Source organism: Ruegeria sp. BB1, from assembly GCF_056539465.1.
On record NZ_JBQFVB010000001.1, the window covers coordinates 712334 to 736789 of the forward strand.

The window sequence follows — 24456 nt, forward strand, 5'->3', positions numbered from 1 at the left end:
CACCGACGCGCCCTTGCCCTAAAAGGCGCGCAATCTCGGCCACCTTGAAAACAGGACAGACGATGCAAGAGCCCGCCATCACACCGGATCTGATTGCCGCCCACGGACTGAAGCCCGACGAATACGACATGATCCTTGAGATCATCGGTCGCGAGCCGACCTTTACCGAACTGGGCATCTTTTCCGCCATGTGGAATGAGCATTGCTCGTACAAATCCTCGAAAAAGTGGCTGCGCACCCTGCCTACTTCGGGCCCTCAGGTGATCTGTGGTCCGGGTGAAAATGCTGGGGTCGTTGATATCGGAGACGGGCAAGCTGTTGTTTTCAAAATGGAAAGCCACAATCACCCGTCATACATCGAACCCTATCAGGGTGCTGCGACCGGTGTTGGCGGCATCCTGCGCGATGTTTTCACCATGGGCGCGCGGCCCATTGCGTCAATGAATGCCCTGTCCTTTGGCGAACCCGGCCATCACAAGACCCGTCAGCTGGTCAATGGCGTCGTCGAAGGCATTGGCGGTTACGGTAACTGCTTTGGTGTGCCCTGCGTCGGCGGCGAAGTGCGATTCCATCCCGCCTATAACGGCAACTGCCTTGTGAACGCCTTTGCCGCAGGTCTGGCCGACAGTGACAAGATTTTCTACTCGGCAGCGTCCGGTGTTGGCATGCCCGTCGTCTATCTGGGTGCCAAAACCGGTCGTGACGGCGTTGGCGGCGCAACCATGGCCTCGGCCGAGTTTGACGACACGATCGAAGAAAAACGCCCCACCGTTCAGGTTGGCGACCCCTTCACCGAAAAGCGCCTGATGGAGGCGACGCTGGAACTGATGCAGACCGGTGCCGTGATCTCAATCCAGGACATGGGTGCGGCGGGTCTGACCTGTTCCGCCGTTGAAATGGGCGACAAAGGTGGTCTGGGCGTGCGCCTCGATCTGGAGAACGTCCCTCAGCGCGAAGAGGATATGACAGCGTACGAGATGATGCTGTCTGAGTCTCAGGAACGCATGCTGATGGTCCTGAAGCCTGAGCTTGAGGCAGAAGCCCGCGCCGTGTTCGAGAAATGGGATCTGGATTTTGCCATTGTCGGCGAGACCATCGCCGAAGATCGCTTCCTGATTGTCCATAACGGCGAGGTTAAAGCCGATCTTGTGCTGTCGAAGCTGTCTTCCACCGCACCGGAATACGACCGCCCGTGGGAGCTTACGCCCGAAGCCGAAGAACTGGCCGAGGTCCCGCAGATCGACCCGATCGACGGCCTGCGCGCCCTCCTCGCTTCGCCGAACTATGCGGGCAAGCAATGGGTGTACGAACAATACGACACCATGGTCATGGCCGACACCGCGCGCACGCCGGGTCTGGGTGCGGGCATGGTTCGCGTGCATGGCACAGACAAGGCATTGGCCTTCACCAGCGATGTCACCCCCCGCTATGTGCGCGCCAACCCGGTTGAGGGTGGCAAGCAGGCCGTCGCCGAAGCGTACCGCAACCTGACTGCCGTTGGGGCAAAACCACTGGCCACCACCGACAACCTGAATTTCGGAAACCCCGAAAAGCCCGAGATCATGGGCCAGTTTGTTGGCGCAATTCAGGGTATCGGCGCTGCGGTCGCCGCGCTGGACATGCCCATCGTGTCGGGCAACGTGTCGCTGTATAATGAGACCGACGGTCAAGCGATCCTGCCTACTCCGACCATTGGCGCGGTTGGCCTGTTGGACCACACCGACGAAATCATCGGTAACGAGGTCCGCGAAGGCCACGTCGCGCTGGTCATCGGCGAAACAAATGGGCATCTGGGTCAGTCGGCTCTTCTGGCCGAAGTGTTCAACCGCGAAGACGGCGACGCGCCGCATGTCGATCTCGACGCCGAAAAGCGCAATGGTGAGTTTATCCGCGCCAATCGCGAGATGATCAAGGCCTGCACCGATCTGGGTGATGGCGGCCTGGCCCTGGCGGCTTTTGAACTGGCCGAAGCCGCAGGTGTCGGCGTTCACCTCGACGAAGCCTCGACCGAGTTTTTGTTTGGCGAAGATCAGGCCCGTTATCTGGTCGCCTGCAACTTTGACCAGGCCGAGGCGCTGATGATCGCAGCAGGTCAGGCCGGTGTTCCACTGGTCTCGGTCGGTCGCTTTACTGGTGACGCCGTCAAGGTCGGCAATTCCGAGGCCCCTCTGGCCGAGTTGACGGACACGTTCCGCGACAGCTTTGCCGCTGCCGTGGCTTGATCATATCTTGAAACTTATTCGCAAAACCTGTGCCCACACCGGCGCAGGTTTTGTCGTTTCAAGCCAACCATCACACCCTTGCGCGCCCCGCCCCGGCGCTCTACATCTTGGGAAAGATCTTCAGGAGTTACCTACATGCCGATGAGCGCCCACGAAATCGAACACTTGCTGCGCGAAGCCTTTCCGGATGCGGAAATACAGGTTGGCGGGCATGACGGCGTGCATATGTCCGCCATGGTCGTGGACGAGAGCTTTCGCGGGAAAAACAGGGTTCAGCAGCAGCGCGCGGTCTATGCTGCGTTGAAAGGCAAAATGGACGGCCCGGATGGAGAGTTACACGCGCTGGCGTTGACGACGAAAGTGCCTGAATGAGCACAGGTTTTTGGGCATACTCGATTTGGGGCATTGTGCTGTTAGCCATCATCGGTGTGTACGTGGTGGCAATTTTCAGACGTAGCAGATCAGAACGAAAACGAGTTACCCGGACCCCCAGAGGTGCGACCCCTAGTCAGGACTCAAGTTTAGTTGCATCAACCACCGACACTGGTAAAGGCGGTGGGGTAAGCGCCATGGCGATCCCTCGCGATCCGCAACAATATGCCAAAGCCATGGCTCCGAAAAAATGAACAGCTGGCTCTTTTGGATAGGTGTACTCGCAACATTGATAGTTGCCGCCGCGCTGATCGAAGCCTATGTGAAACGCAACCGGAAACGTAACCTCGCCGATATGCGTCCCGACCCGGACAAAATCAGTAAGGTCGGCGGCATTGAAAGATACGGGCTGGATCCGCTGGCCCTGGCGCAAGCCGAACACCGACGGTTGGAGGAAGAAGGATGGACCTCTGACCCGTCACAGAATGAAACGACCGCCCCGAATGCGGGTGAAAAGGACAAGCAAGATGAGCGACGTTAAGACCCATATCGACGAAACCGTCAAAGCCAATGATGTTGTGCTGTACATGAAAGGCACCAAGGACATGCCGCAGTGCGGGTTTTCGTCCCGTGTGGCCGGTGTACTGAACTACATGGGTGTGGATTTCACTGACGTGAACGTTCTGGCCGATGAAGACGTGCGTCAGGGCATCAAGGATTATTCCGACTGGCCGACCGTGCCTCAGCTGTACGTCAAAGGCGAGTTCGTTGGTGGCTGCGATATCATCACCGAGATGACCCTTTCTGGCGAGTTGGACACGCTGTTTGACGACAACGGTGTCGGCTACAACAAAGAAGCAGCCGACAAGATCCGCGAAGCAAACGCTTGATCAGCGGCTAACGCAATTATCCAGAATGACCTGCTCACTGGCGGCATCCGATCCTGTCGCCAGAAAGCTCACCGTTGCGTCCCATCCTTTTGAGCGCAGGATGTACGTCCCTGTCTCTCCGTCGGATTCATAGCGTATGCCGGAACCGCTTTGGACCTGACGCAGAGTGACCAATTGGTTGTCTACCATCATTGCTGCTGCACTCGACCCGTCCGGCGCGTTGAAATAGGCCACTTCCAATGGCACGCCGTTCTGGCACGTGAATGTCACTGGCAGAATGTCGATCTCAGCCCAAGCCAAGCCACCGGGCAAAGCAAATGCCACGGCGCAGGCGACCGTCTTTACAGAGTTCATCCCGCTGACTTCTCCTCGATCACGGATGCCAAGGCTTCGGCCCGCGCGGCTATTTCCGCCAGCGTGTCCGTCACTGACGGAGGTACCACGGCCACCTCGATACGCTCAGGCTCGGGCTGTGGCATGTTTCTGAGGGTTCGAAGCTCGGTTTCAACCTCGGCCAGTTTTGCCTCGAGCGCCTTGATCTTGTCATCGGTTCCGGCGGCCTTGTCGGCCAGCATCAGCCCGGCCATCAGCAGCATCCGTGATTCTGGCATGCGCCCGATCTGATCGGACAAAACTTGCGCCTCGTCATCCAGCAATTTGGCAGCCGAATGCAGGAATGCCTCTTCGCCCTCCTGGCACGAGACATCAAAGCCGCGGCCACCGATTTGAATAGTCAATTCGGGCATTATTCAACCTCTCCTTCTGCCAGTTTCGCCTTCGACAGCAACGGCTCTAACCGCGCCAGAACTGCGTGCGCTTCGGCAGCGTCGGTTGCTTGTGCGGCGCGCGTCGCCTCAAGTTCTGCCACTGTTGCGCGGTTAAGCAGATCAGCATCCGGCACGCCGTCTTCGGCGGCGGCGCGCAGTTCATCCACCGATTGCCGCAACTGTTCATTCGCCTTGCGCATGCGTTGCAGATCGTCATCCAGACGGGACATCGCCGCCCCGTGACTGGATCGCTCAGCGCGCAACATATCCAGCTCGGCGCTCAACTCGGCGACGCGTTCGCTGTCCGCCAGTTCAGACCGCAGGCGCGCGTTTTCGGCTTCGACACCCCGTGTCGCAGCCGCGGCGGCCTTGAGCTGTGCATTTTCGGCCTTTAGCGCCTCAACCTCATCCTGATTTTCCAGCGCGGCCTTAGCCGCGGCCAACTCGGCGCGGGCGGCCTCAACCGAGGCCAGTTTTGCCTGCGCCTCTGCCAATTGCTCGCGCAATGCCCCGTTTTCCGGGCTTTCAACGGGCGTGGTCCGCAGCCGTTCCATGTCCGAACGCATGGCGTCGACTTCTAGTTCGTGGCGCTCTTTCAGCGATTTCAGACGTTCTTCCAACTGCGCATTGGCGACACGTTCATCATCCAATGCCGTCCGCAGAGCGTCATCTGCACCACCGCTGACCGGAGACGTATCCCGCAGCGTATCGACGCCGGTCCCTATCCGATCCATTGCAGCAACAATACGGCGATGTAATTCTTCGATCTGGCTCATGCCCCTGCCACCTCTTAACCAAGGTTCCTTGTATCGCGGATAGTCCGAATCAATATCATCCACGTCTTGCCCTAGTCTAACCTAACGAGGCGGAAAATACCCACTGTTTGCTTTCAACAACTTGGGCAGCTTTCTTGAACCACTACCTCATCAGAAATCCCGGTTCTACTTGCACTTTGGAGGCTGGATGGTATTGAGCGCCACATCTGCCTGTAATCCAAAGGAACAACGCCCGTGGACCTGACTGCGCTGCGCAATGCAAACCCCGAACACTGGGACAAAGCTGCGGCCATCCGCACCCTGACCCTTGACGCCGTCGCCGCCGCCAATTCCGGCCATTCCGGTATGCCGATGGGCATGGCCGACGTTGCGACCGTGCTGTTCGAAAAGCACCTGAAATTCGACGCCTCGGCCCCGAATTGGCCTGACCGCGACCGGTTTATCCTGTCGGCGGGTCACGGTTCGATGCTGATCTATTCGCTGCTGTATTTGACCGGCCACGGCGACGTGACCCTTGAGGAAATCAAGAACTTCCGCCAGTTGGGTGCAAAGACAGCTGGTCACCCGGAGAACTTCCTGGTTGATGGCATCGAAACCACGACCGGCCCGCTGGGCCAAGGCATCTCGAACGCTGTGGGCTTTGCCATGGCCGAAGAAATCCAGCGCGCGCATTATGGCAAGAAGGTTGTGGATCACTATACCTATGTGATCGCCGGCGACGGCTGCCTGATGGAAGGCGTCAGCCAAGAGGCAATAACCTTGGCCGGTCGTCATGAACTGAGCAAGCTGATCGTCTTCTGGGACAACAACAACATCACAATCGACGGCACCGTCGATATGGCTGATCGCACCGATCAGGTGCGCCGTTTCGCAGCCTCGGGCTGGCACGTAATCGAGATTGACGGGCATGATCCGCAAGCCATCGACACAGCCATCGTACAGGCGAAAAAGTCGAATAAACCGACCATGATTGCCTGCGAAAGCCACATCGCATTGGGTCACGCGGCTCAGGATACCTCGAAAGGTCACGGCGCGCTGACCGATCAGGACCAACTGAAGGCTGCGAAAGAAGGCTATGGCTGGCCGCATGACGCGTTCCATGTGCCCGCCGAAGTGAAATCCGCATGGGAGGCCATCGGTTCCCGCGGCGTCGCCGAGCGTACGGCTTGGGAAGAACGTTTCGCGCAGTTGTCCGAACGCAAGCAAGCCGAATTCAACCGCGCCTATGCGTTTGAAGCGCCCAAAAAACTGGCCGGTGCGATCCGCGCGTTCAAAAAGCAGATCTCGGAAGATCAGCCGAAACTGGCAACTCGAGCGTCGTCCGAGAAGGTTCTGAACGTTGTGAACCCGATCATGACCGAAACAGTTGGCGGTTCGGCGGACCTGACCGGTTCAAACAATACCAAATCGGCTGACATGGGTGTCTTCCTACCGGAAAATCGTAAGGGCCGTTACATTCATTACGGAATCCGCGAACACGGCATGGCTGCAGCAATGAACGGTATGGCCCTGCACGGCGGCATTCGCCCTTATGGCGGTACGTTCATGGCGTTCACCGACTATGCCCGTCCGTCCATGCGTCTGGCAGCGCTTATGAAGGTTCCTTCGGTCTTCGTGATGACTCACGACTCGATCGGTCTGGGCGAAGACGGTCCGACCCACCAGCCGGTCGAGCATCTGGCAATTTCGCGCGCGACCCCGAACACCTATGTGTTCCGCCCCGCAGATTCTGTGGAAACCGCCGAAGCGTGGGAACTAGCACTGACGTTCAAGGACAGCCCCTCCGTTCTGTCGCTGACCCGTCAGGGCGTTCCGACCGTACGCACGGAACACAAAGCCAAGAACCTGACCGCGCAAGGTGCATATGTGCTGGCTGATGCCGAAGGCAAACGTCAGGCCATCCTGATCGCAACGGGTTCCGAGGTTTCTTTGGCTATGGAAGCCAAAGCGATGCTTGAGGCTGAAGGCATTGGTACTCGCGTCGTGTCCATGCCCTGTATGGAGTTGTTCGCACAGCAGGACGAAGCCTATCGCAAGCGCGTTCTACCCGGTGGTCCGGTCCGCGTCGGTATCGAAGCCGCCGTTCGCGCCGGTGGCTGGGATCGCTGGCTATTGGGTGAGCGTGGCCGCGAAGCCAAGGCCGGCTTCATCGGTATGTCCAGCTTCGGCGCGTCCGCTCCAGCGAATGAGCTGTACAAGCATTTTGGCATCACTGCCGAGGCGACCGTTGCTAAGGTCAAGAAATTGCTGGGACTGTAATCCAGCACACGAAGAATAAGGCAAAGGGCGGCATCAACCGCCCTTTTTATTTTTATTTCAATGTGTTGCGGCCTTCTTTGATAGCAATGGCCCGATCACCTTGGTGGCTACAGGGATCAGAACAAAGCCCCACGCCAGACCAAACACACCATCCATTGCTGCTTTGGAAATCCATTCGACAGCCCCTACCCAGCCGTCTGACACGGAATGCCCAATCGCATATGCCCAGTCGTGGATGTGATGGCCCAGCCAGCCGAAGCCCAGAACTTCCATCCCATGAATGATGATCGATCCGCCGACCCACAGCATCGCCGCGGTCCCAACAATAGACAGGGTCTTCATCACACCGGGCATTGCCTTGACCAATCCACGCCCCAGCCCGCGCCCGACAGGTGTCGGGGCATTGTTTGCCAGAAACAATCCGACATCATCCATCTTCACGATCAACGCGACCGAGCCATAGACGGCCACCGTCACCCCGATGCCCACAACCGCCAGAGTCGCCGCCTGCATCCACAGATTCGGCGCCTCGATCGCGGCCAGTGCGATGGTCATGATTTCGGCGGACAGGATGAAATCCGTTTTGATCGCACCTTTGACTTTCTGCTCCTCTAGATGTCCAGGGTCGCGCACGTTCATGTCTTCATCAATGGCATGGCTGCCATGTGGAAACAGAACATGAAATATCTTTTCAGCCCCCTCGAAGCATAAGTAAGACCCACCGATCATAAGCAGCGGCGTAATAAGCCAGGGCGCAAAATTGGCCAGCAAAAGGGCCACAGGCAGCAACAGCACGATCTTGTTGAATACCGATCCACGCGCAATCCGCCAGATGATTGGCAACTCGCGCGCAGGCGCAAAACCCTGAACGTATTTCGGAGTGACGGCTGCATCGTCAATAATCACCCCTGCCGTCTTGGCCCCGGCCTTTCCCGCCGCCGCCACCACGTCGTCCACCGACGCCGCCGCAACCTTGGCGATCCCCGCCACGTCATCCAAAAGAGCCAAAAGACCGCTCATCGCGCTACCTTTCCTGTCACCTGCCGCCTCAGGAACCTACCCAATCTTACAGCCAGTGCAAGCGTTAGCGCAATCGTACGAAGTTTGCGCTAACACATTAAAAATATGCCGCTTTTGCTCTTTTGAGATTCACCAATCGCGGCTATATGGCCTGCAAGGCAAGCGCATTTGGAGACGTCACATGACCATCAAGGTCGGCATCAATGGTTTTGGCCGTATCGGCCGCTGTACCCTGTCGCATATCGCAGCGTCAGGCCGGAACGATATCGAAGTTATCAAGGTCAACGCGACCGGGCCGCTGGAAACTTCGGCTCATCTGCTGAAATACGACAGCGTTCATGGACGGTTTCCGCGCGACATCGCCATCAATGGCAACACCATGGATCTGGGCCGCGGCCCGATGGAGATGTTCTCGACCTACGACATGAACGAGCTGGATTGGGAAGGCTGCGACGTCGTTCTGGAATGCACCGGCAAATTCAATGACGGCACCAAGGCGAAAACGCACCTCGAGCGTGGCGCCGGCAAGGTTCTGTTGTCCGCACCGGGCAAGAACATCGACAAAACCATCGTGTTTGGTGTGAACCACAACACGCTGACCGCCAACGACAACATGGTCTCGAATGGGTCTTGCACCACGAACTGCCTTGCTCCGCTTGCCAAGGTTCTGGACGAAGGTGTCGGCATCGAAAACGGCATCATGACCACGATCCACGCCTATACTGGCGACCAGCCGACCCTGGATCGCCGTCACAGCGATCTGTATCGCGCCCGTGCCGCTGCCATGTCGATGATCCCGACATCGACCGGAGCTGCGAAAGCACTGGGTGAGGTTCTGCCGAACCTGAAAGGCCGTCTGGACGGTTCCGCCATCCGCGTACCTACCCCGAACGTGTCGGCGGTGGACCTGACTTTCCGCTCATCGCGCGAAGTGTCTGTCGAAGAGGTCAATGAAATCGTTCGCGAAGCCGCGCTTGGCCCGATGCAGCGCGTTCTGGGTTATGAACCCGCGCCGCTGGTTTCGACCGATTTCAACCACACCGAAGAAAGCTCGATCTTTGCGCCGGAACAAACCCGCGTTGTAGACGGCCGCCTTGTCCGGGTTCTGGCCTGGTACGACAACGAATGGGGCTTCTCGGTTCGCATGGCCGATGTCGCTGTTGCCATGGGTCGGCTTAACTAAGATCGGTTTGAAATCTTGAACATTTTTGCCCGCTCAGGTTATCTGGGCGGGCATTTTCGTTCGGGGCCGCTATGACCAACCAAATCGCTATCTGGCTTGGCCTCTTGATCCTTGGCGGGTTGATTCTGGACTACGCTATCTTTGGACCCGAACATTTGGTTTTCCTCGGGAAAAAGCTTTACGCCTTTCTGGATTGGCTGGCTTTCTGGCGCTGACAGAGGTTTTGCTTGACTTTTCCGCTCATCTGGCTTTGTTAGCGCTAACTTTACTAAAGTCGAAATTCGGACGGAGCGGAACATGACACTCAAGCTGGCAATCAACGGATTTGGTCGGATCGGACGCGGAGTTCTGCGTGCAGTGATGGAATCGGGACGCACAGATGTAGAAATTGTTGCCATCAACGATTTGGCAAAACCCGAGATGAACGCGCATCTGTTCGAGTTCGACAGCGTACATGGCCGTTATTCCAACAAGGTGACATTGACCGACGAAGGCCTGGACGTTGGCGCAGGACCCATTCGTCTGTCCAGCGAGCGCGACCCCGAAGCGCTAGATTGGTCGGATATCGACGTAGTTCTGGAATGCACAGGCGTTTTCCGCACCCGCGAAGCGGCTGAACGTCACCTGAAAAACGGTGCCACGAAAGTCCTGATCTCTGCGCCTGCGCGGGGCGAAGGTGCCGTCAAAACAATCGTCTATGGTGTGAATGAGCATGAGCTGACAGCCGGGGATACCGTTGTTTCAAATGCTTCATGTACCACCAACTGCTTGTCGCCAGTTGCCGCCGCGCTGGATGCCGGGCTTGGCATCGTCCATGGCAACATGACCACGGTCCATGCATATACCGCCAGCCAGCCAGTTCACGATGCCGCGGGTAAAGACCCCTATCTGTCGCGCGCTGCGGCTTTGTCGATGATCCCGACCACCACGGGTGCCGCAGCGGCTGTCGGTCTTGTCCTGCCGCAATTGGCAGGCAAGCTGACCGGTCAGGCCATCCGTGTTCCGACGCCCAACGTGTCTGTTGTCGATCTGGTGGCCGAAGTATCGCGCCCCACCAGCGAAGAAGAGGTCAACGCGCTGTTCGTCGAAGCCGCCGCCAAAATACCGGGCGTTCTGGCCGCCGAAAGCCGCCCACTGGTGTCGATGGATTTCAACCACGATTCCCATAGCTCGACTGTGTCATTGGCCGAGACCAAAGTCACCGACGGCACATTGGTGCGCGTTCTGGCCTGGTATGACAATGAGTGGGGCTTTTCGAACCGGATGCTGGACACAGCCGCCGCGATGGGCGCGTTAGCCTAACCTTTCGCGCAATGCAGTATGAACGCGGGGCGTCACGAATTTCGACACGTCCCCGTTCAGGCGCGCGATTTCCTTAACCAGTTTCGATGCGATAGCCTGATGCCGTGCTTCGGCCATTAGAAAGACGGTTTCGATTGAATCGTCCAAAGCACGGTTCATTCCGACCATCTGGAATTCATACTCGAAATCCGCCACGGCCCGCAGCCCGCGAACAATGATTTGTGCACCCACATCGCGGGCGCAATCGATCAGAAGGTTTTCGAACGGATGAGCGACAATTTCGGTTCCGGTTTGTTCAGACAACAGCGCACATTCCGCCTCGATCATGGCCACGCGCTCTTCCAGAGAAAACAACGGTCCCTTATCGCGGTTGATCGCTACTCCGATCACCAGCTTGTCGACCAAAGCCGAGGCGCGCCGGATAATGTCAATATGGCCCAGAGTTATCGGGTCAAAGGTTCCGGGGTATAGACCAACCCGCATCACGCTCTCCTGCGTTCTGGAAATTCTGCGTCAGCAAACATAACTTTGCTGTCGGCGCAAGAGGTTGCTATCGCAACCAGCCCCGTCAGTGACCCATAATCATACCTTGAAGGGCATCCTTTTCCATCGCCAGCTCGGCCAATTGCGCCTTGACCACATCGCCCAGGGTCACAATGCCTACCAGCTTACCTTCTTCGACCACGGGCATGTGGCGAAAGCGGCCTTCGGTCATGCGGGCCATGATATCTTGTACCGTGGCCTGTCGTGTGGTGGTGATCAGATCCTTTGTCATGTAAGAGCTGACCGGCTGCGTCAAACATCCGCTGCCACTGGCAGCCAATTCACGAACGATATCGCGTTCAGACAGAATGCCGGCTGCCGTCTGACCACCATCTTCGGAAACGATGACGGTACCAATGCGCTTTTCCGCAAGGATTTTCGCAGCCTCCGACACAGTCATCGAAGGCTCGACCGTCACGACGCTGTCTGTCGCCTTGGATTTTAGAATGCCCTGAACGAGCATGAAAGCACCTCCGGAATAATGAATTTATCCAAAGCGTTGCGCGATTGTGTCGACCTGTCAAGCGTTGGCATCGGCTTCAAGCCGCGCAACTTCGTCACGGATGCCTTGCGTTAAAGCCTCGGCAAAGCGGTTTAACCGTTCGTTGCGCTGATCGCCCTGATGCCGGACAAGATAGAAGCTTCGCGTCAAACCCACTTGATCCGTCAAGATTTTCCGCAGGTTTGGATGGAACGGCAAAGTAAAGTCATGGGCAACACAAACACCGGTACCCAACGAAACCTGTCGCAATTGAACCGAGACCGAATTCGATGCAAGTGCGACACGGTCAACGCCGATATCGTTGAGATAGTCCAGCTCTCGGTCAAAGATCATATCCGGGATGTAACCAATCAGGCGGTGCCCCTTAAGATCGTTGACTGAACCAATAGGCGCATGGCGATCCAGATAATCCTGCGTGGCCACCATATGCAGCTTATAATCGCTGATCTTCTTGACCAGCAACCTTCCTGCTGTGGGCGCGCTGACAGTTACGGCCATGTCGGCCTCGCGCCGGGATAGGTTTATGATCCTTGGCAGCGCCAGGATTTGGATGTCCAGATCAGGGTTGGCATCACTGATTTTCGCACAAACCTGAGGCAACAGGTAATTGGCGCTGCCATCGGGCGCACCAATCCGTATCTGCCCACTGAGGGATTTGGTTGACCCAGTGACCACACCAGCCGCCGCGCGCATCGCCTCTTCGGCCTGCAAACCGTGGTCCAACAGGCGTTCACCTGCGGCGGTCAGGATGTATCCCTGTTGCGACTTCGTAAACAACAGCGCATCCAATGTTGTCTCAAGCCGCGCAATGCGCCGCCCTACAGTTGCAGGATCAATCTTGAGGATACGGCCCGCCGATGACAGGCTTTCCTCGCGCGCGACGGCCAGGAAAACCCGCATATCATCCCAGTTCGGATTCATATTTTCCCTTTTGCATTTTTGCAAAGCAATTTTGAAACATTGCCTCTGTTCACCAAATTTTTGCAAGTCTATTTTGCCGGCAGGTCTACCCGGAAGGAATTTGTCATGCAGAACCTGACCCACTATATCAACGGCGAGAATGTAGAAGGTACATCTGGCCGTTTCGCCGACGTGTTCAACCCCGCCACCGGCGAGGTTCAGGCCCATTGCCCGATGGCCAGTGTTGCCGAAACCGAAGCTGCGATTGCCGATGCCGCTGCTGCTCAGCCTAAATGGGGAGCAACGAACCCCCAGAAACGTGCCCGCGTGATGATGGCAATGGTTGGCTTGATGAACCGCGACATGGACAAACTGGCCGAAGCGCTGAGCCGCGAGCACGGCAAAACCATCCCCGATGCCAAGGGTGACCTTCAGCGCGGTCTGGAAGTTATCGAATACTGCATCGGCGCACCGCAGATGCTGAAGGGTGAGTTTACCGACAGCGCAGGTCCCGGCATTGACATGTATTCGATGCGCCAGCCTTTGGGTGTTGTCGCCTCGATCATGCCGTTCAACTTCCCGGCCATGATGCCTCTGTGGCATGTCGGCCCGGCTTTGGCCTGCGGCAACGCGGTGGTACTGAAACCGTCCGAGCGCGATCCTTCCGTGCCGCTGATGCTGGCAGAACTGTTCGTCGAAGCTGGCCTTCCCAAGGGCGTATTCCAGGTCGTGAACGGCGATAAGGAAGCGGTCGACACTCTGCTTGACAGCGAAATCATTCAAGGCGTCAGCTTTGTCGGTTCAACACCGATCGCGCAATATATCTATTCCCGCGCAACCGCAAACGGGAAGCGTGCACAATGCTTTGGCGGTGCGAAGAACCATATGATCATCATGCCGGATGCCGATCTGGATCAAGCCGCCGACGCGCTGGTCGGAGCTGGTTTCGGAGCAGCTGGCGAACGCTGCATGGCAATTTCGGTTGCTGTACCGGTAGGCGAAGAAACCGCCGACGCGTTGATCGAGAAACTGATCCCGCGTGTCGAGAAACTGAAGGTTGGCCCCTACACCGCCGGGGACGATGTTGATATGGGACCGGTTGTAACCGGTGCTGCTAAAGAGCGTATTCTTGGCCTGATTAACTCGGGTGTTGAACAAGGTGCAAAGCTGGTCGTCGACAACCGCGATTTCAGCTTGCAGGGATATGAAGACGGCTTCTTTGTCGGCCCGCACCTCTTCGACCATGTCACACCCGACATGGACATATACACCCAAGAAATCTTTGGCCCAGTTCTGTCTACCGTTCGCGCAGGTTCGTATGAAGAAGCGCTGAAGTTGGCGATGGACCATGAATATGGCAATGGTACCGCAATCTACACCCGCGATGGCGATACCGCGCGTGACTTTGCGAGCCGTGTCAACATCGGCATGGTCGGCGTCAACGTTCCGATCCCGGTTCCGCTGGCCTATCACACCTTTGGTGGTTGGAAAAAGTCTATGTTTGGTGACCTGAACCAGCACGGCCCAGACAGCTTCAAGTTCTACACCCGCACCAAAACCGTGACCTCGCGCTGGCCGTCGGGCATCAAAGAAGGTGGTGAGTTCAACTTCAAAGCGATGGACTGATCTGCATCCGCAAAACTGCCTACCACCAATACCGGCCCCCAACGGGCCGGTATTTTTTGGCGAAGTATTGCCACATTGGATAAGAAAATCCCGGCTTCACGATAAATTCACAGCTCTGGCACTGGAAAAGCAACTAAAGCGACAATAGTTTGTTGCCAATTTCCTAGTTTTGAGCAGTACGAATACCGGAGGCCGCTTTGTCAAATCCGTACATGACCCGCCGCTCTGCCCTGTTGGGCGCAGCTTCTCTTTTGGCGACGCCCGCCTTGGTGCGCGCTCAAAGCTCTGATGCCTTCCCGGTGGATGAAGAGGCCATCAGCACGCAATTGCCAGTACGCCGCAATGTATCATCGTTCTCACAGCAGAACTGGCAGGATCACTTCGATGAGCTGGGTGTCGGCTGCCTGCTGGCCGATATCACCAGCCGAGCAGTGCATTACTGGGGACCGGACGGAACGTATAAGCTGTACCCCAGCTCAGTTCCGATGAGCGAAGAGCTTACCAAGCGCGGCTATACCGAGGTCAAGCGCAAGACTGAAAATCCAAGCTGGACTCCAACCGCGTCTATGCGTGAACGTGATCCATCCCTGCCCGTACGCATGGAAGGTGGCGATCCCGGCAACCCGTTGGGGACTCGCGCCATGTATCTGGGCTGGCCCGCTTATCTGGTGCATGGCACCCATGACACGCGCAAGATTGGCCGCCAAAGCTCGTCAGGGTGTATCGGCCTTTACAACCAGCACGTTGAGGAACTGTATCCTCTGGTCCAGGTTGGAACTCAGGTCAGACTGGTTTGACAAAAAAGCCCCGGCCACCAGGACCGGGGCTTTCTACTTAGCGGGGGTCGTTATTCCGGCAGGATCACCGCATCGATTACATGGATCACGCCATTGCTGGCTTCAATGTCGGCCTGCACAACTTTGGCATCATTGACCTTGACGCCTTTTTTGGCGTTCACGCTCAGCTGGTCGCCCTGCACCGTGCGAACCTTGGCGCGTTTGCCGGCAATATCACCTGACATCACCTTGGCCGGGACCACGTGATAGGTCAAGATCTCGACCAGTTGATCCTTATTTTCCGGCAATAGCAGCGTTTCAACCGTGCCTTCAGGCAACGCGGCAAAAGCTTCGTCTGTGGGTGCAAAAACGGTGAACGGTCCATCACCTTTTAACGTGTCAACCAGACCTGCGGCCTGCACAGCGGCGACCAGAGTGTTGAACGATCCGGCCGAAACGGCGGTGTCCACGATGTCGGCAGCTTGTGCCTTGACGGGCAGTGCAAGTGCAAGTGCGGCGGCGGCGCCCATGAATGTGCGGCGAAACATGGCTGTTATCTCCTCTCCAGCTTGTTATGAAAAGGGTTACGGAGGTTCAGCCAGCCCGGATCACTTTTCTTTGATTTGAACCCAGATACTCTGCGCGCGCCCGTCTTTGAGAAACGGCAATGCTTCAACCGCATCAGGACGATCCTGTTGCAGGAAGTACCCCGGCCAAAGCAATGAATACGCGCCAGATTGCAACAAAGCATGTAGGATGTACTGCTCTCCCCATCCGGGGCAATCATAGAAGAACCGCTTGGGGTACTCGAAGGGCAGAAAAACATCATGTACGTGAATCACCACACCCGGCTTTAGCGCGGGAATGATGCGGCAGAACAGATGTGCCACGTCGTTGCTCATCCGTACGACGTGGCTGGAATCGATGAACAGAACGTCACCTGCTTCAAGCTGATCGAACAGCGCCGGATCGACCTCTTCCAGCCGCTTCTGTTCAAAGTGATCGACGACATGCGCGATATCCGCCCGTGGATACGGATCAATCGCAATGATCTGCGTATCAAAACCGCCGTCGATGACGGCCTGCCGGGTGACGCGGGTTGAATTGCCGCAGCCGACCTCAATCACGCGTTTGGGTGCGAACCGCCGGACCATCAGGTACAAGGCGTCAGCATCCGGGCTGTCGTAATATCCATTGCCCTGGCGATAGCCGGTTTGATTGCGCGCAGGGTCTTTCAACGCCTCCAGTGCGGCAGCGTGCTGACCATATTCTGCAACCAGCTCGGTGATATCAAATCCCTCCATCCCCGGCGACAAGGCATAGGCCGGGCGGGTCAATCCGCCTGCCCTTTCAAACGCCTCAAGCCGCGCACGCTCGTCCAGTTCTGTGACCTTATCGACGAGCTTCACCCCCAACTCATCAAGGGCTGCATTGATCTGTGGGAATTTTCTGGGTTTCACGGACGGCTCCAATTTGCGGTTCGCGTGTTCCATACCCGTGCGGGCCGGGCTTGTGCAAGATGAGCCACCCCAAACGCTTGGCAAAACAGAAATTTCCGTATTCACTGGTCGGATTAGTAGTACGAGGGTCGCCATGCAGCAGGAATTCACGCTGGGCATAGAAGAAGAGTATCTGCTGGTCGATCGCGACAGCCTGCAACTTGCGCAAGCACCCACTGCCCTGATGGAGGCTTGCCAAGCGGATTTCGAAGGACAGGTCAGCCCCGAATTCCTGCAATGCCAGATCGAAGTCGGCACCCGGCCACATTCAACAGTCAAATCAGCCCGAGAAGACTTGAAACGCCTGCGCTCATGCGTTGCGGGCCGGGCTGCAGAATACAACCTCGCGCCAATTGCCGTGTCCTGCCACCCGTTTGCCGACTGGAAGAAACAGCACCACACCCGCAAAGATCGCTATGACGCGCTGCAACATGCCCTTGGTGGCGTGGCCCGGCGCATGTTGATCTGCGGGATGCACGTTCACGTTGGTGTCGAAGACCCTGCCCTGCGGGCCGACCTGATGCCTCAGCTGTCCTACTTCCTGCCGCATCTGTTGGCCTTGTCGACGTCGTCGCCCTATTGGAACGGAGAGGACACTGGCCTGTCATCTTATCGCCTGACCGTTTTTGACAACCTGCCGCGCACGGGTTTGCCGCCGGTTTTGGCCAGCTGGTCGGATTATGAACGCACTACCGGTATTCTGGTCGAACTTGGCGTGATCGAGGACACGACAAAAATCTGGTGGGATCTGCGCCCGTCACACCGCTTTCCCACGCTGGAAACACGGATCATGGATGTGCAGCCACGTATGGAACACACACTGTCGCTGGCAGCCTTAGTCCAGGCCCTGACCCGAATGCTGTGCCGCCTGAAGGACCGGAACTTGCGTTGGCGGCACTATGACCAGTTCCTAATCAGTGAAAACCGTTGGCGCGCGCAGCGCTATGGCGTGGGCGAAGGTCTGATTGACTTTGGCGACCGTTCAATAAAACCCATGCCCGAGTTGATGGGCGAACTGATGGGAATGCTGGCTGAAGACGCCGAGGCACTGGGCACCATGACCGAGCTGGCGCGTCTGCAGCAAATCGCACAGACCGGCACGTCGGCCACCCGACAGCGCCGCGTCCATGCCGAAGCTGCAGCACGCGGCGATGATCCCGGCAAAGCCGTCGTGCAGCACCTGATCGAAGAATTTCATCACGATCTTTAATGCCCCTGCCGATTGCTGGCCGTGCAAAATTTCTGTAAGAATTCAGAAATAAACAGTCGTTCAATTCATTTGGCAGCGTGGGAGGCAAGCCTTGGATTTCGCACTGACAGAAGAGCAAACCGCAATCTTCGACATGGCGTATGATTTCGGGCAGGACAAGATCGCCCCGAACGCACGCCAGTGGGAGGCTGACGGAACCATCCCCAAAGACCTTTGGCCGCAAATTGGCGAGTTGGGGTTCGGCGGGCTTTATGTCTCGGAAGACAGCGGCGGGTCCGGCCTTACCCGTCTGGACGCGACATTGGTGTTCGAAGCGCTGTCAATGGCTTGCCCTTCCGTCGCGGCCTTTCTGTCGATCCACAACATGTGCGCCAAAATGTTGGACAGTTTCGGAAGCGACGATCTGAAATCCCGCATCATGCCGGATGTGCTAAGCCTCAATACCATCCTCAGCTATTGCCTGACGGAACCCGGATCAGGCTCGGACGCGGCTGCACTGAAAACCCGCGCGGATCGCACGAATGAGGGGTATACGCTGAACGGCACCAAGGCCTTTATCTCGGGTGGTGGTTACTCTGATGCCTATGTCTGCATGGTGCGCACCGGCCAGGATGGGCCAAAGGGCATTTCAACGGTTTATGTCGAGGACGGCACGCCGGGCCTCAGCTTTGGCGCGCTGGAACAGAAGATGGGCTGGAAATGCCAGCCGACAGCGCAGGTGCAATTCGATGACTGCCACATCCCGGCCGGAAATCTGGTGGGCACCGAAGGGGATGGGTTTAAATATGCGATGAAAGGTCTGGATGGCGGGCGGCTCAATATCGCCTCTTGTTCCCTGGGGGCTGCCCAGTCCGGGCTCAACATGACCTTGCAATACATGTCTGAACGCAAGGCATTTGGCCAATCGATTGACCAGTTTCAGGCGCTGCAATTCCGGCTGGCGGATATGGAGATCGAACTGCAAGCCGCCCGTACCTTCCTGCGGCAGGCCGCCTGGAAGCTGGATCAGGGCACGCCCGATGCCACCAAGTTTTGCGCCATGGCCAAGAAATTTGTGACCGAGACTGGATCGAAAGCTGTCGACCAATGCCTGCAATTGCATGGTGGCTATGGTTATCTGGCCGATTATGGCATCGAAAAACTGGTGCGCGATCTGCGCGTTCACCAGATTCTGGAAGGCACCAATGAAATCATGCGGGTCATCGTCGCCCGTCAAATGCTTGCCGAACACTGAGGAACACATGCCAGACATCGACATCCGCATCACTGGTCGCGCCGGGCGCATCACCCTGACCCGACCAAAGGCCCTGAACGCGATGACCTATGATATGTGCATGGCCATCGACACGGCCCTGCGCAACTGGCGCGAAGATGATGCCGTGGATCTGGTCATTATGGACGCCGAAGGCGACAAGGCCTTTTGTGCGGGCGGCGATATCGCCGACCTTTACGCGTCAGGTTGCAAGGGGGATTTCGATTATGGACGTACCTTCTGGCGCGATGAATACCGGCTGAATGCGCTGATCTTCGAATACCCCAAACCGGTCATCAGCTTTCTGCAGGGTTTCACCATGGGCGGTGGCGTGGGCATTGGATGCCATGGCAGCCACCGGATCGTTGGGGAAAGCTCGAAGATTGCTCTGCCGGAATGTTCGATTGGGCTTTTGCCGGATGTTGGCAGCACATTGATGCTGGCGCTGGCCCCCGGTCGTCTAGGCGAATACCTGGGCACAACCGGTCATCGCATGGGCCCCGGAGACGCCGTCTTTGCCGGTTTTGCCGACCACTTCATCCCGATATCGGATTGGTCCGCCTTAATCGAGATGCTCGAGGCTTCGGGTGATGCCGAACTGATTGCAAAACATTCCACGCCGCCGCCCGAAAGCACGTTGGAACAACAGCACTCCGTTATCGAAGCCCTATTCGCCGGGGAAAGCCTCGGCGATGTCCTAAACGCATTGACCCATTCCAGCGACGCAATGGCTGCGGACGCGCTGACGCTGATGGGCCGCAATTCGCCGCTGTCGATGGCTTGTACGATCGAAGCGCTGCATCGCCTACGGGGGCCCAGCCTGACGCTGCGCAAGGCGTTGGAACTGGAATACCGCTATACGTTCCGCGCGATGGAGCATGGCGACTTTCTGGAAGGAATTCGCGCCCAGATCATCGACAAGGACCGTAATCCACAATGGCGGTTTGCCGACCAATCCGTACCAGCGGTGGCGGTGTCGAAAATGCTGCAGCCACTGGGCAAAGACATGCTGACATTTGAGGAGGTTTGAGAGATGAAAATCGGGTTTATCGGTCTGGGCAACATGGGCAATCCAATGGCCGCCAATCTGGCAAAAGCCGGGCATGAGGTGACTGGTTTTGACATGGCCGAGGTCAGCGTCTCTGGTGTTGCCATGACCGGTTCGGGTGCCGAAGCTGCCGCAAACGCCGATATCGTCATCACCATGCTGCCAAACGGAAAAATCTTGCGCGCTGTCGGAGATGAGATCATCCCTGCAATGCAATCCGGGTCTGTGTGGATCGATTGTTCAACCGTCGATGTCGACAGCGCCCGCGCCGTCGCGGATCAGGCAAAACAGGCTGGAATTCTGGCGGTAGATGCCCCTGTTTCGGGTGGTATCGGCGGCGCAGCGGCTGGCACTTTGACTTTCATGGCAGGTGGCAGCGATGCCGCATTTGCGAAAGCCGCGCCGCTGTTCGATATCATGGGTCAAAAAGCCGTTCATTGCGGTGAATCCGGCGCCGGTCAGGCTGCCAAGATCTGCAATAACATGATCCTCGGTGTCACCATGATTGCCACGTGCGAAGCTTTTGCCCTGGCAGATAAACTGGGCCTGGACAGGCAAAAGATGTTTGATGTGGTCAGCACATCCTCGGGCTATAGCTGGACCATGAACGCCTATTGTCCCGCGCCCGGCGTGGGGCCGGAAAGCCCAGCAGACAACAATTACCAACCCGGTTTCGCCGCTGAATTGATGCTGAAAGACCTGCGTCTAAGCCAACAAGCCGCCGAAAGCTCGGATGCCGATACGCCGATGGGTCAGGCCGCAACCGCGCTTTATGAACAGTTCGTTGAGTCTGAGGGCGGATTGGGCATGGACTTCTCTGCCATGCTGCCGCGGTTCGAAAAGCGCGGTCGTAGTTAGGCGCGCTGCGTGGGCGGCTTCTTGCCCACGGGGTTGACCATACAGGAACCAACGGCCATTTGTCTTTAACTACGGCATGTTTGCAGAGGGAAGTTAGATGTCGCGAGTCTTAACTATTTCCACGTCAATCCTCGCGCTCGCGCTCGGCGCTGGGCTTGCCGACGCCGGGAACGGCAAAGGGAAAGCCGGGCATTGCCCTCCTGGACTGGCCAAGAAAGCCGTTCCGTGTGTGCCGCCGGGTCAGGTTAAGAACCTCTATCGCACGGGCGACTACATCAACCGCGACTATCGCTGGATCAACGACCCGTATCGCTATGGGCTGAACCGTGGCAGCTACATCCGCGCAGGTGACTATGTCTATCGCGTCGATCCTGATACACGAAAAGTGCTGAACCTAATCGGTGCGGTGGCTGACATCCTCAACTGAGGATCAGCCCCCTATTCCGCAGCAACACGCGCGCCCTCAAGCATCTGCTTCAGATACCGCCCCGTATGGCTGCGTTCCACTGCAGCCACATCCTCGGGCGTGCCTGTCGCGACGATCTCACCACCACCATCGCCACCTTCGGGGCCGATATCAATGATGTGGTCGGCGGTTTTCACAACGTCCAGGTTGTGTTCGATCACCACAACCGTATTGCCCTGATCGACCAGTTCATGCAGCACTTCCAATAGCTTACGGACGTCTTCGAAATGAAGACCGGTGGTCGGCTCGTCCAGGATATACAAAGTCCGCCCGGTTGAACGCTTGGACAACTCCTTTGACAGCTTCACCCGCTGCGCCTCGCCACCAGACAGCGTAGTCGCCTGCTGACCGACCTTGATATAGCCAAGCCCGACTCGTGCCAACGCATCCATCTTGTCGCGGATCGAGGGCACGGCCTTAAAGAACTCCTGCGCATCTTCCACTGTCATATCAAGAACATCGGCGATGGACTTACCCTTGAACTTGATCTCGAGCGTTTCGCGGTTGTAGCGCGCGCCCTTGCAGGTTTCGCAGGTGACGTAAACATCGGGCAGAAAGTGCATCTCGATCTTAATGACGCCGTCACCCTGACAGGCTTCGCACCGGCCACCCTTGACGTTAAAGCTGAACCGACCGGGCTTGTAGCCGCGCGCCTTGGCCTCCGGCAGACCGGCGAACCAGTCGCGGATCGGGGTGAAGGCCCCGGTGTAAGTTGCTGGATTCGAACGTGGAGTCCGTCCGATTGGACGTTGGTCAATATCGATGACCTTGTCCAGATGTTCCAGTCCCTTGATTGTCTCACAGGGTGCCGGGGTCTGACGCGCACCGTTCAGACGCATCGAAGCGGTTTTGAACAACGTCTCAATCGTCAATGTCGATTTGCCACCGCCCGACACTCCGGTCACGCAGACAAACTTACCCAGAGGGAAATCGGCGGTGACGTTCTTCAGGTTGTTGCCCGTCGCCTTAACCACCGAGACCTTTTTCTTATTCCCCTTGCGCCGTTCTGTTGGAACGGCAATTTCCCGTGTGCCTGCCAAATACTGGCCGGTCATAGAGGCTGCATCTGAAGCGATCTGTTCAGGTGTGCCCTTACTGACTACCTGTCCGCCATGAACACCGGCTCCAGGTCCTATATCAAACACATAGTCGGCCTCACGGATTGCCTCTTCGTCATGTTCGACGACGATCACCGTGTTGCCCTGATCGCGCAGGTTCTTGAGCGTGCCCAGAAGGCGGTCGTTGTCCCGCTGGTGCAGCCCGATTGAGGGCTCATCCAGCACGTACAGAACGCCGGTCAGGCCGGAACCGATCTGGCTGGCCAGACGAATCCGCTGGCTTTCGCCCCCGGACAGTGTTCCACTTGAACGGGACAACGTAAGATATTCTAATCCAACGTTATTCAAGAATCCCAACCGTTCACGAATCTCTTTCAGAATCGCCCGTGCGATCTCATTCTTCTGAACGCTGAGATGGTTCGGAGCATCCTCGACCCAAGCCAGAGCCTCTTTGATCGACATCTGAACAACCTGCCCCACATGCAGACCTGCGATCTTGACGGCCAAAGCCTCGGGGCGCAGACGATAGCCGTGGCATGCGCCGCACGGCCGGTTGTTCTGGTAGCGTTCGAACTCTTCCCGAATCCAGGCGCTGTCGGTCTCGCGATAACGGCGCTCCATATTGGGAATCACGCCCTCGAAACTGCGAGTGACCTGATACACCCGACCGCCTTCGTCATAACGGAACTGGATTTCCTCATCGCCAGACCCGCGCAGAAACACCTGTTGTACCTTTGTGGGCAAATCTTTCCATGGGGTGTTCTTGTCGAATTCGTAATGGCGGGCAATCGCCTCGATCGTCTGCAGGAAATAGGGTGACTTGCCTTTGCGCCACGGGGCCAGTGCCCCGTCGTAAAGCTTCAGCGTCTGATCCGGCACCACAAGACGTTCGTCAAAAAACAGTTCGACCCCCAGGCCGTCACAATCCGGGCAGGCACCAAAAGGCGCATTGAATGAGAACAGGCGCGGTTCAATCTCGGGGATCGTGAAGCCGCTGACCGGGCAGGCAAAATTTTCACTGAATGTAATGCGTTCTGGATCACCTTCGCGCGGGGCGGTTTCCAGAACCGCGATCCCATCTGCCAAATCCAAAGCGGTGCGCAAACTGTCGGCCAGTCGAGTCTCCATCCCTTCGCGCACGACCAGGCGGTCGACCACAACGTCAATGTCGTGGCGGAATTTCTTGTCCAGCGTGGGCGGCTCGTCCAATTCGTAGAACTCGCCATCCACCTTGACGCGCTGAAATCCCTGTTTGCGCAGTTCGAGGAATTCCTTTTTGTATTCTCCCTTGCGGTCCCGCACGATGGGGGCCAGCAGATAGCCGCGCATGCCCTCCTCCATCGTCATGATGCGGTCGACCATGTCCTGTACCTGCTGTGCTTCGATGGGCTGCCCAGTAGCCGGACTATAGGGTGTCCCCGCGCGCGCAAATAACAGACGCATATAGTCGTAAATCTCGGTCACCGTCCCAACGGTCGAACGCGGATTTTTCGACGTGGTTTTCTGTTCAATCGAAATCGCCGGGGACAGGCCGCTGATATGGTCTACATCCGGCTTTTCCATCATATCCAGGAACTGACGCGCATAAGCCGACAGGCTTTCGACATAGCGACGCTGACCTTCGGCATAAATCGTATCAAACGCCAAAGACGACTTGCCAGAACCCGACAACCCGGTGATCACCACCAGCTGATCGCGCGGGATATCCACGTCAATGCCCTTGAGGTTATGCTCGCGCGCACCGCGCACCTCGATATTTTTCAGCTCAGCCATTTTGGCCCCCAACACACAAGTGTCCTAGAAATAGGCGAGCGGCTCCGAGTCTCCAATAGAAAAGTTAGAACAAAGTGTGAACAATCGGATTATTGCCGACATCTCCTGACAGTATGACCCCGATCCGATGCGTGCCCCGGAAGGGGTTGATTGA

The 24456-nt window shown here is 57.2% G+C and carries 25 protein-coding genes; 15 read left to right on the plus strand and 10 right to left on the minus strand.

Annotation, left to right across the window (positions count from 1 at the left end; translation table 11 throughout):
- The first annotated feature begins 62 nt into the window (after positions 1-62).
- From purL to grxD, 4 genes are all read left to right on the plus strand, one after another.
- A complete protein-coding gene (purL, locus tag ACR0AL_RS03620; RefSeq protein WP_170348595.1) occupies positions 63-2222 on the plus strand; it encodes a phosphoribosylformylglycinamidine synthase subunit PurL in 2160 nt (719 codons plus the stop codon).
- A gap of 135 nt (positions 2223-2357) precedes the next feature.
- A complete protein-coding gene (locus tag ACR0AL_RS03625) occupies positions 2358-2594 on the plus strand; it encodes a BolA/IbaG family iron-sulfur metabolism protein (protein WP_155147029.1) in 237 nt (78 codons plus the stop codon).
- A gap of 250 nt (positions 2595-2844) precedes the next feature.
- Positions 2845-3135: a hypothetical protein gene (locus tag ACR0AL_RS03630; RefSeq protein ID WP_480661992.1), complete on the plus strand. Its 291-nt coding sequence runs from the start codon at positions 2845-2847 to the stop codon at positions 3133-3135.
- The gene (gene grxD, locus ACR0AL_RS03635) at positions 3122-3484 is read left to right on the plus strand and encodes a Grx4 family monothiol glutaredoxin (protein WP_480661994.1); all 363 of its coding nucleotides are present in this window, start codon (positions 3122-3124) and stop codon (positions 3482-3484) included. The genes ACR0AL_RS03630 and grxD overlap by 14 nt, the downstream gene beginning before the upstream one ends.
- Here grxD and ACR0AL_RS03640 read toward each other — a convergent pair whose 3' ends face one another.
- The 3 genes from ACR0AL_RS03640 to ACR0AL_RS03650 are packed head-to-tail and all read right to left on the minus strand — an operon-like array spanning position 3485 to position 5027.
- On the minus strand, positions 3485-3838 hold the full coding sequence (locus tag ACR0AL_RS03640; RefSeq protein ID WP_170358301.1) for an MliC family protein: 354 nt from the start codon (positions 3836-3838) through the stop codon (positions 3485-3487).
- Positions 3835-4230 (minus strand): cell division protein ZapA, encoded by a 396-nt coding sequence (locus tag ACR0AL_RS03645; RefSeq protein WP_170358299.1) that lies wholly within the window; start codon positions 4228-4230, stop codon positions 3835-3837. The genes ACR0AL_RS03640 and ACR0AL_RS03645 overlap by 4 nt, the downstream gene beginning before the upstream one ends.
- Positions 4230-5027: a hypothetical protein gene (locus tag ACR0AL_RS03650; RefSeq protein ID WP_425080703.1), complete on the minus strand. Its 798-nt coding sequence runs from the start codon at positions 5025-5027 to the stop codon at positions 4230-4232. Before ACR0AL_RS03650 ends, ACR0AL_RS03645 begins: the two co-directional genes overlap by 1 nt.
- Positions 5028-5261: 234 nt before the next feature.
- Between ACR0AL_RS03650 and tkt the strand changes: the two genes are divergently transcribed.
- The gene (gene tkt, locus ACR0AL_RS03655) at positions 5262-7286 is read left to right on the plus strand and encodes a transketolase (protein WP_480661996.1); all 2025 of its coding nucleotides are present in this window, start codon (positions 5262-5264) and stop codon (positions 7284-7286) included.
- A 57-nt stretch (positions 7287-7343) separates the two neighbouring features.
- Here tkt and ACR0AL_RS03660 read toward each other — a convergent pair whose 3' ends face one another.
- Positions 7344-8306 carry a DUF808 domain-containing protein gene (locus ACR0AL_RS03660; protein WP_480646553.1) on the minus strand — a complete coding sequence of 321 codons (963 nt, stop codon included), beginning with the start codon at positions 8304-8306 and terminating at the stop codon, positions 7344-7346.
- Between the two features lie 181 nt (positions 8307-8487).
- On the opposite strand from ACR0AL_RS03660, the gene gap (ACR0AL_RS03665) reads away from it, so the two are divergent.
- The 3 genes from gap (ACR0AL_RS03665) (at position 8488) to gap (ACR0AL_RS03675) (ending at position 10791) form a co-directional block, all read left to right on the plus strand.
- Positions 8488-9489, plus strand: a complete 1002-nt coding sequence (gene gap, locus ACR0AL_RS03665) for a type I glyceraldehyde-3-phosphate dehydrogenase (RefSeq protein ID WP_480661998.1) — start codon at positions 8488-8490, stop codon at positions 9487-9489.
- A 71-nt stretch (positions 9490-9560) separates the two neighbouring features.
- Positions 9561-9704: a hypothetical protein gene (locus ACR0AL_RS03670; RefSeq protein WP_170348585.1), complete on the plus strand. Its 144-nt coding sequence runs from the start codon at positions 9561-9563 to the stop codon at positions 9702-9704.
- 82 nt (positions 9705-9786) lie between these two features.
- A complete protein-coding gene (gap, locus tag ACR0AL_RS03675; RefSeq protein WP_480662000.1) occupies positions 9787-10791 on the plus strand; it encodes a type I glyceraldehyde-3-phosphate dehydrogenase in 1005 nt (334 codons plus the stop codon).
- On the opposite strand, the gene coaD is transcribed toward gap (ACR0AL_RS03675), so the two are convergent.
- The 3 genes from coaD to ACR0AL_RS03690 all read right to left on the minus strand — a co-directional run bounded on the left by coaD (position 10783) and on the right by ACR0AL_RS03690 (position 12757).
- Positions 10783-11274, minus strand: a complete 492-nt coding sequence (gene coaD / locus ACR0AL_RS03680; RefSeq protein WP_170348583.1) for a pantetheine-phosphate adenylyltransferase — start codon at positions 11272-11274, stop codon at positions 10783-10785. The two genes, gap (ACR0AL_RS03675) and coaD, sit on opposite strands and share 9 nt — an antisense overlap.
- Before the next feature lie 85 nt (positions 11275-11359).
- Positions 11360-11797, minus strand: a complete 438-nt coding sequence (locus tag ACR0AL_RS03685) for a CBS domain-containing protein (RefSeq protein WP_480662002.1) — start codon at positions 11795-11797, stop codon at positions 11360-11362.
- 57 nt (positions 11798-11854) lie between these two features.
- Positions 11855-12757 carry a LysR family transcriptional regulator gene (locus ACR0AL_RS03690; protein WP_170348581.1) on the minus strand — a complete coding sequence of 301 codons (903 nt, stop codon included), beginning with the start codon at positions 12755-12757 and terminating at the stop codon, positions 11855-11857.
- A 105-nt stretch (positions 12758-12862) separates the two neighbouring features.
- Between ACR0AL_RS03690 and ACR0AL_RS03695 the strand changes: the two genes are divergently transcribed.
- Both ACR0AL_RS03695 and ACR0AL_RS03700 read left to right on the plus strand, forming a co-directional pair.
- Positions 12863-14362 (plus strand): CoA-acylating methylmalonate-semialdehyde dehydrogenase, encoded by a 1500-nt coding sequence (locus ACR0AL_RS03695; RefSeq protein WP_226688500.1) that lies wholly within the window; start codon positions 12863-12865, stop codon positions 14360-14362.
- A 212-nt stretch (positions 14363-14574) separates the two neighbouring features.
- Entirely contained in the window at positions 14575-15159 is a 585-nt protein-coding gene (locus ACR0AL_RS03700; protein ID WP_170349399.1) for a L,D-transpeptidase, read from the plus strand.
- A 50-nt stretch (positions 15160-15209) separates the two neighbouring features.
- Here the strand turns inward: ACR0AL_RS03700 and ACR0AL_RS03705 are convergent, their stop codons facing one another.
- Both ACR0AL_RS03705 and ACR0AL_RS03710 read right to left on the minus strand, forming a co-directional pair.
- Entirely contained in the window at positions 15210-15686 is a 477-nt protein-coding gene (locus tag ACR0AL_RS03705; RefSeq protein WP_170348579.1) for a fasciclin domain-containing protein, read from the minus strand.
- Between the two features lie 60 nt (positions 15687-15746).
- Entirely contained in the window at positions 15747-16598 is an 852-nt protein-coding gene (locus ACR0AL_RS03710; RefSeq protein WP_170348578.1) for a class I SAM-dependent methyltransferase, read from the minus strand.
- A gap of 133 nt (positions 16599-16731) precedes the next feature.
- On the opposite strand from ACR0AL_RS03710, the gene ACR0AL_RS03715 reads away from it, so the two are divergent.
- The 5 genes from ACR0AL_RS03715 to ACR0AL_RS03735 all read left to right on the plus strand — a co-directional run bounded on the left by ACR0AL_RS03715 (position 16732) and on the right by ACR0AL_RS03735 (position 21432).
- Entirely contained in the window at positions 16732-17847 is a 1116-nt protein-coding gene (locus ACR0AL_RS03715; protein WP_170409689.1) for a carboxylate-amine ligase, read from the plus strand.
- Between the two features lie 91 nt (positions 17848-17938).
- A complete protein-coding gene (locus tag ACR0AL_RS03720; RefSeq protein WP_480662004.1) occupies positions 17939-19081 on the plus strand; it encodes an acyl-CoA dehydrogenase family protein in 1143 nt (380 codons plus the stop codon).
- A 7-nt stretch (positions 19082-19088) separates the two neighbouring features.
- On the plus strand, positions 19089-20129 hold the full coding sequence (locus ACR0AL_RS03725; RefSeq protein ID WP_480662006.1) for an enoyl-CoA hydratase/isomerase family protein: 1041 nt from the start codon (positions 19089-19091) through the stop codon (positions 20127-20129).
- 3 nt (positions 20130-20132) lie between these two features.
- Positions 20133-21005, plus strand: coding sequence for a 3-hydroxyisobutyrate dehydrogenase (gene mmsB / locus ACR0AL_RS03730; protein WP_170348574.1), 873 nt, complete (start codon positions 20133-20135; stop codon positions 21003-21005).
- 97 nt (positions 21006-21102) lie between these two features.
- Positions 21103-21432: a hypothetical protein gene (locus tag ACR0AL_RS03735; protein ID WP_480662008.1), complete on the plus strand. Its 330-nt coding sequence runs from the start codon at positions 21103-21105 to the stop codon at positions 21430-21432.
- A gap of 11 nt (positions 21433-21443) precedes the next feature.
- On the opposite strand, the gene uvrA is transcribed toward ACR0AL_RS03735, so the two are convergent.
- Positions 21444-24302, minus strand: a complete 2859-nt coding sequence (uvrA, locus tag ACR0AL_RS03740; protein WP_480662010.1) for an excinuclease ABC subunit UvrA — start codon at positions 24300-24302, stop codon at positions 21444-21446.
- Between the last annotated feature and the right edge of the window lie 154 nt (positions 24303-24456).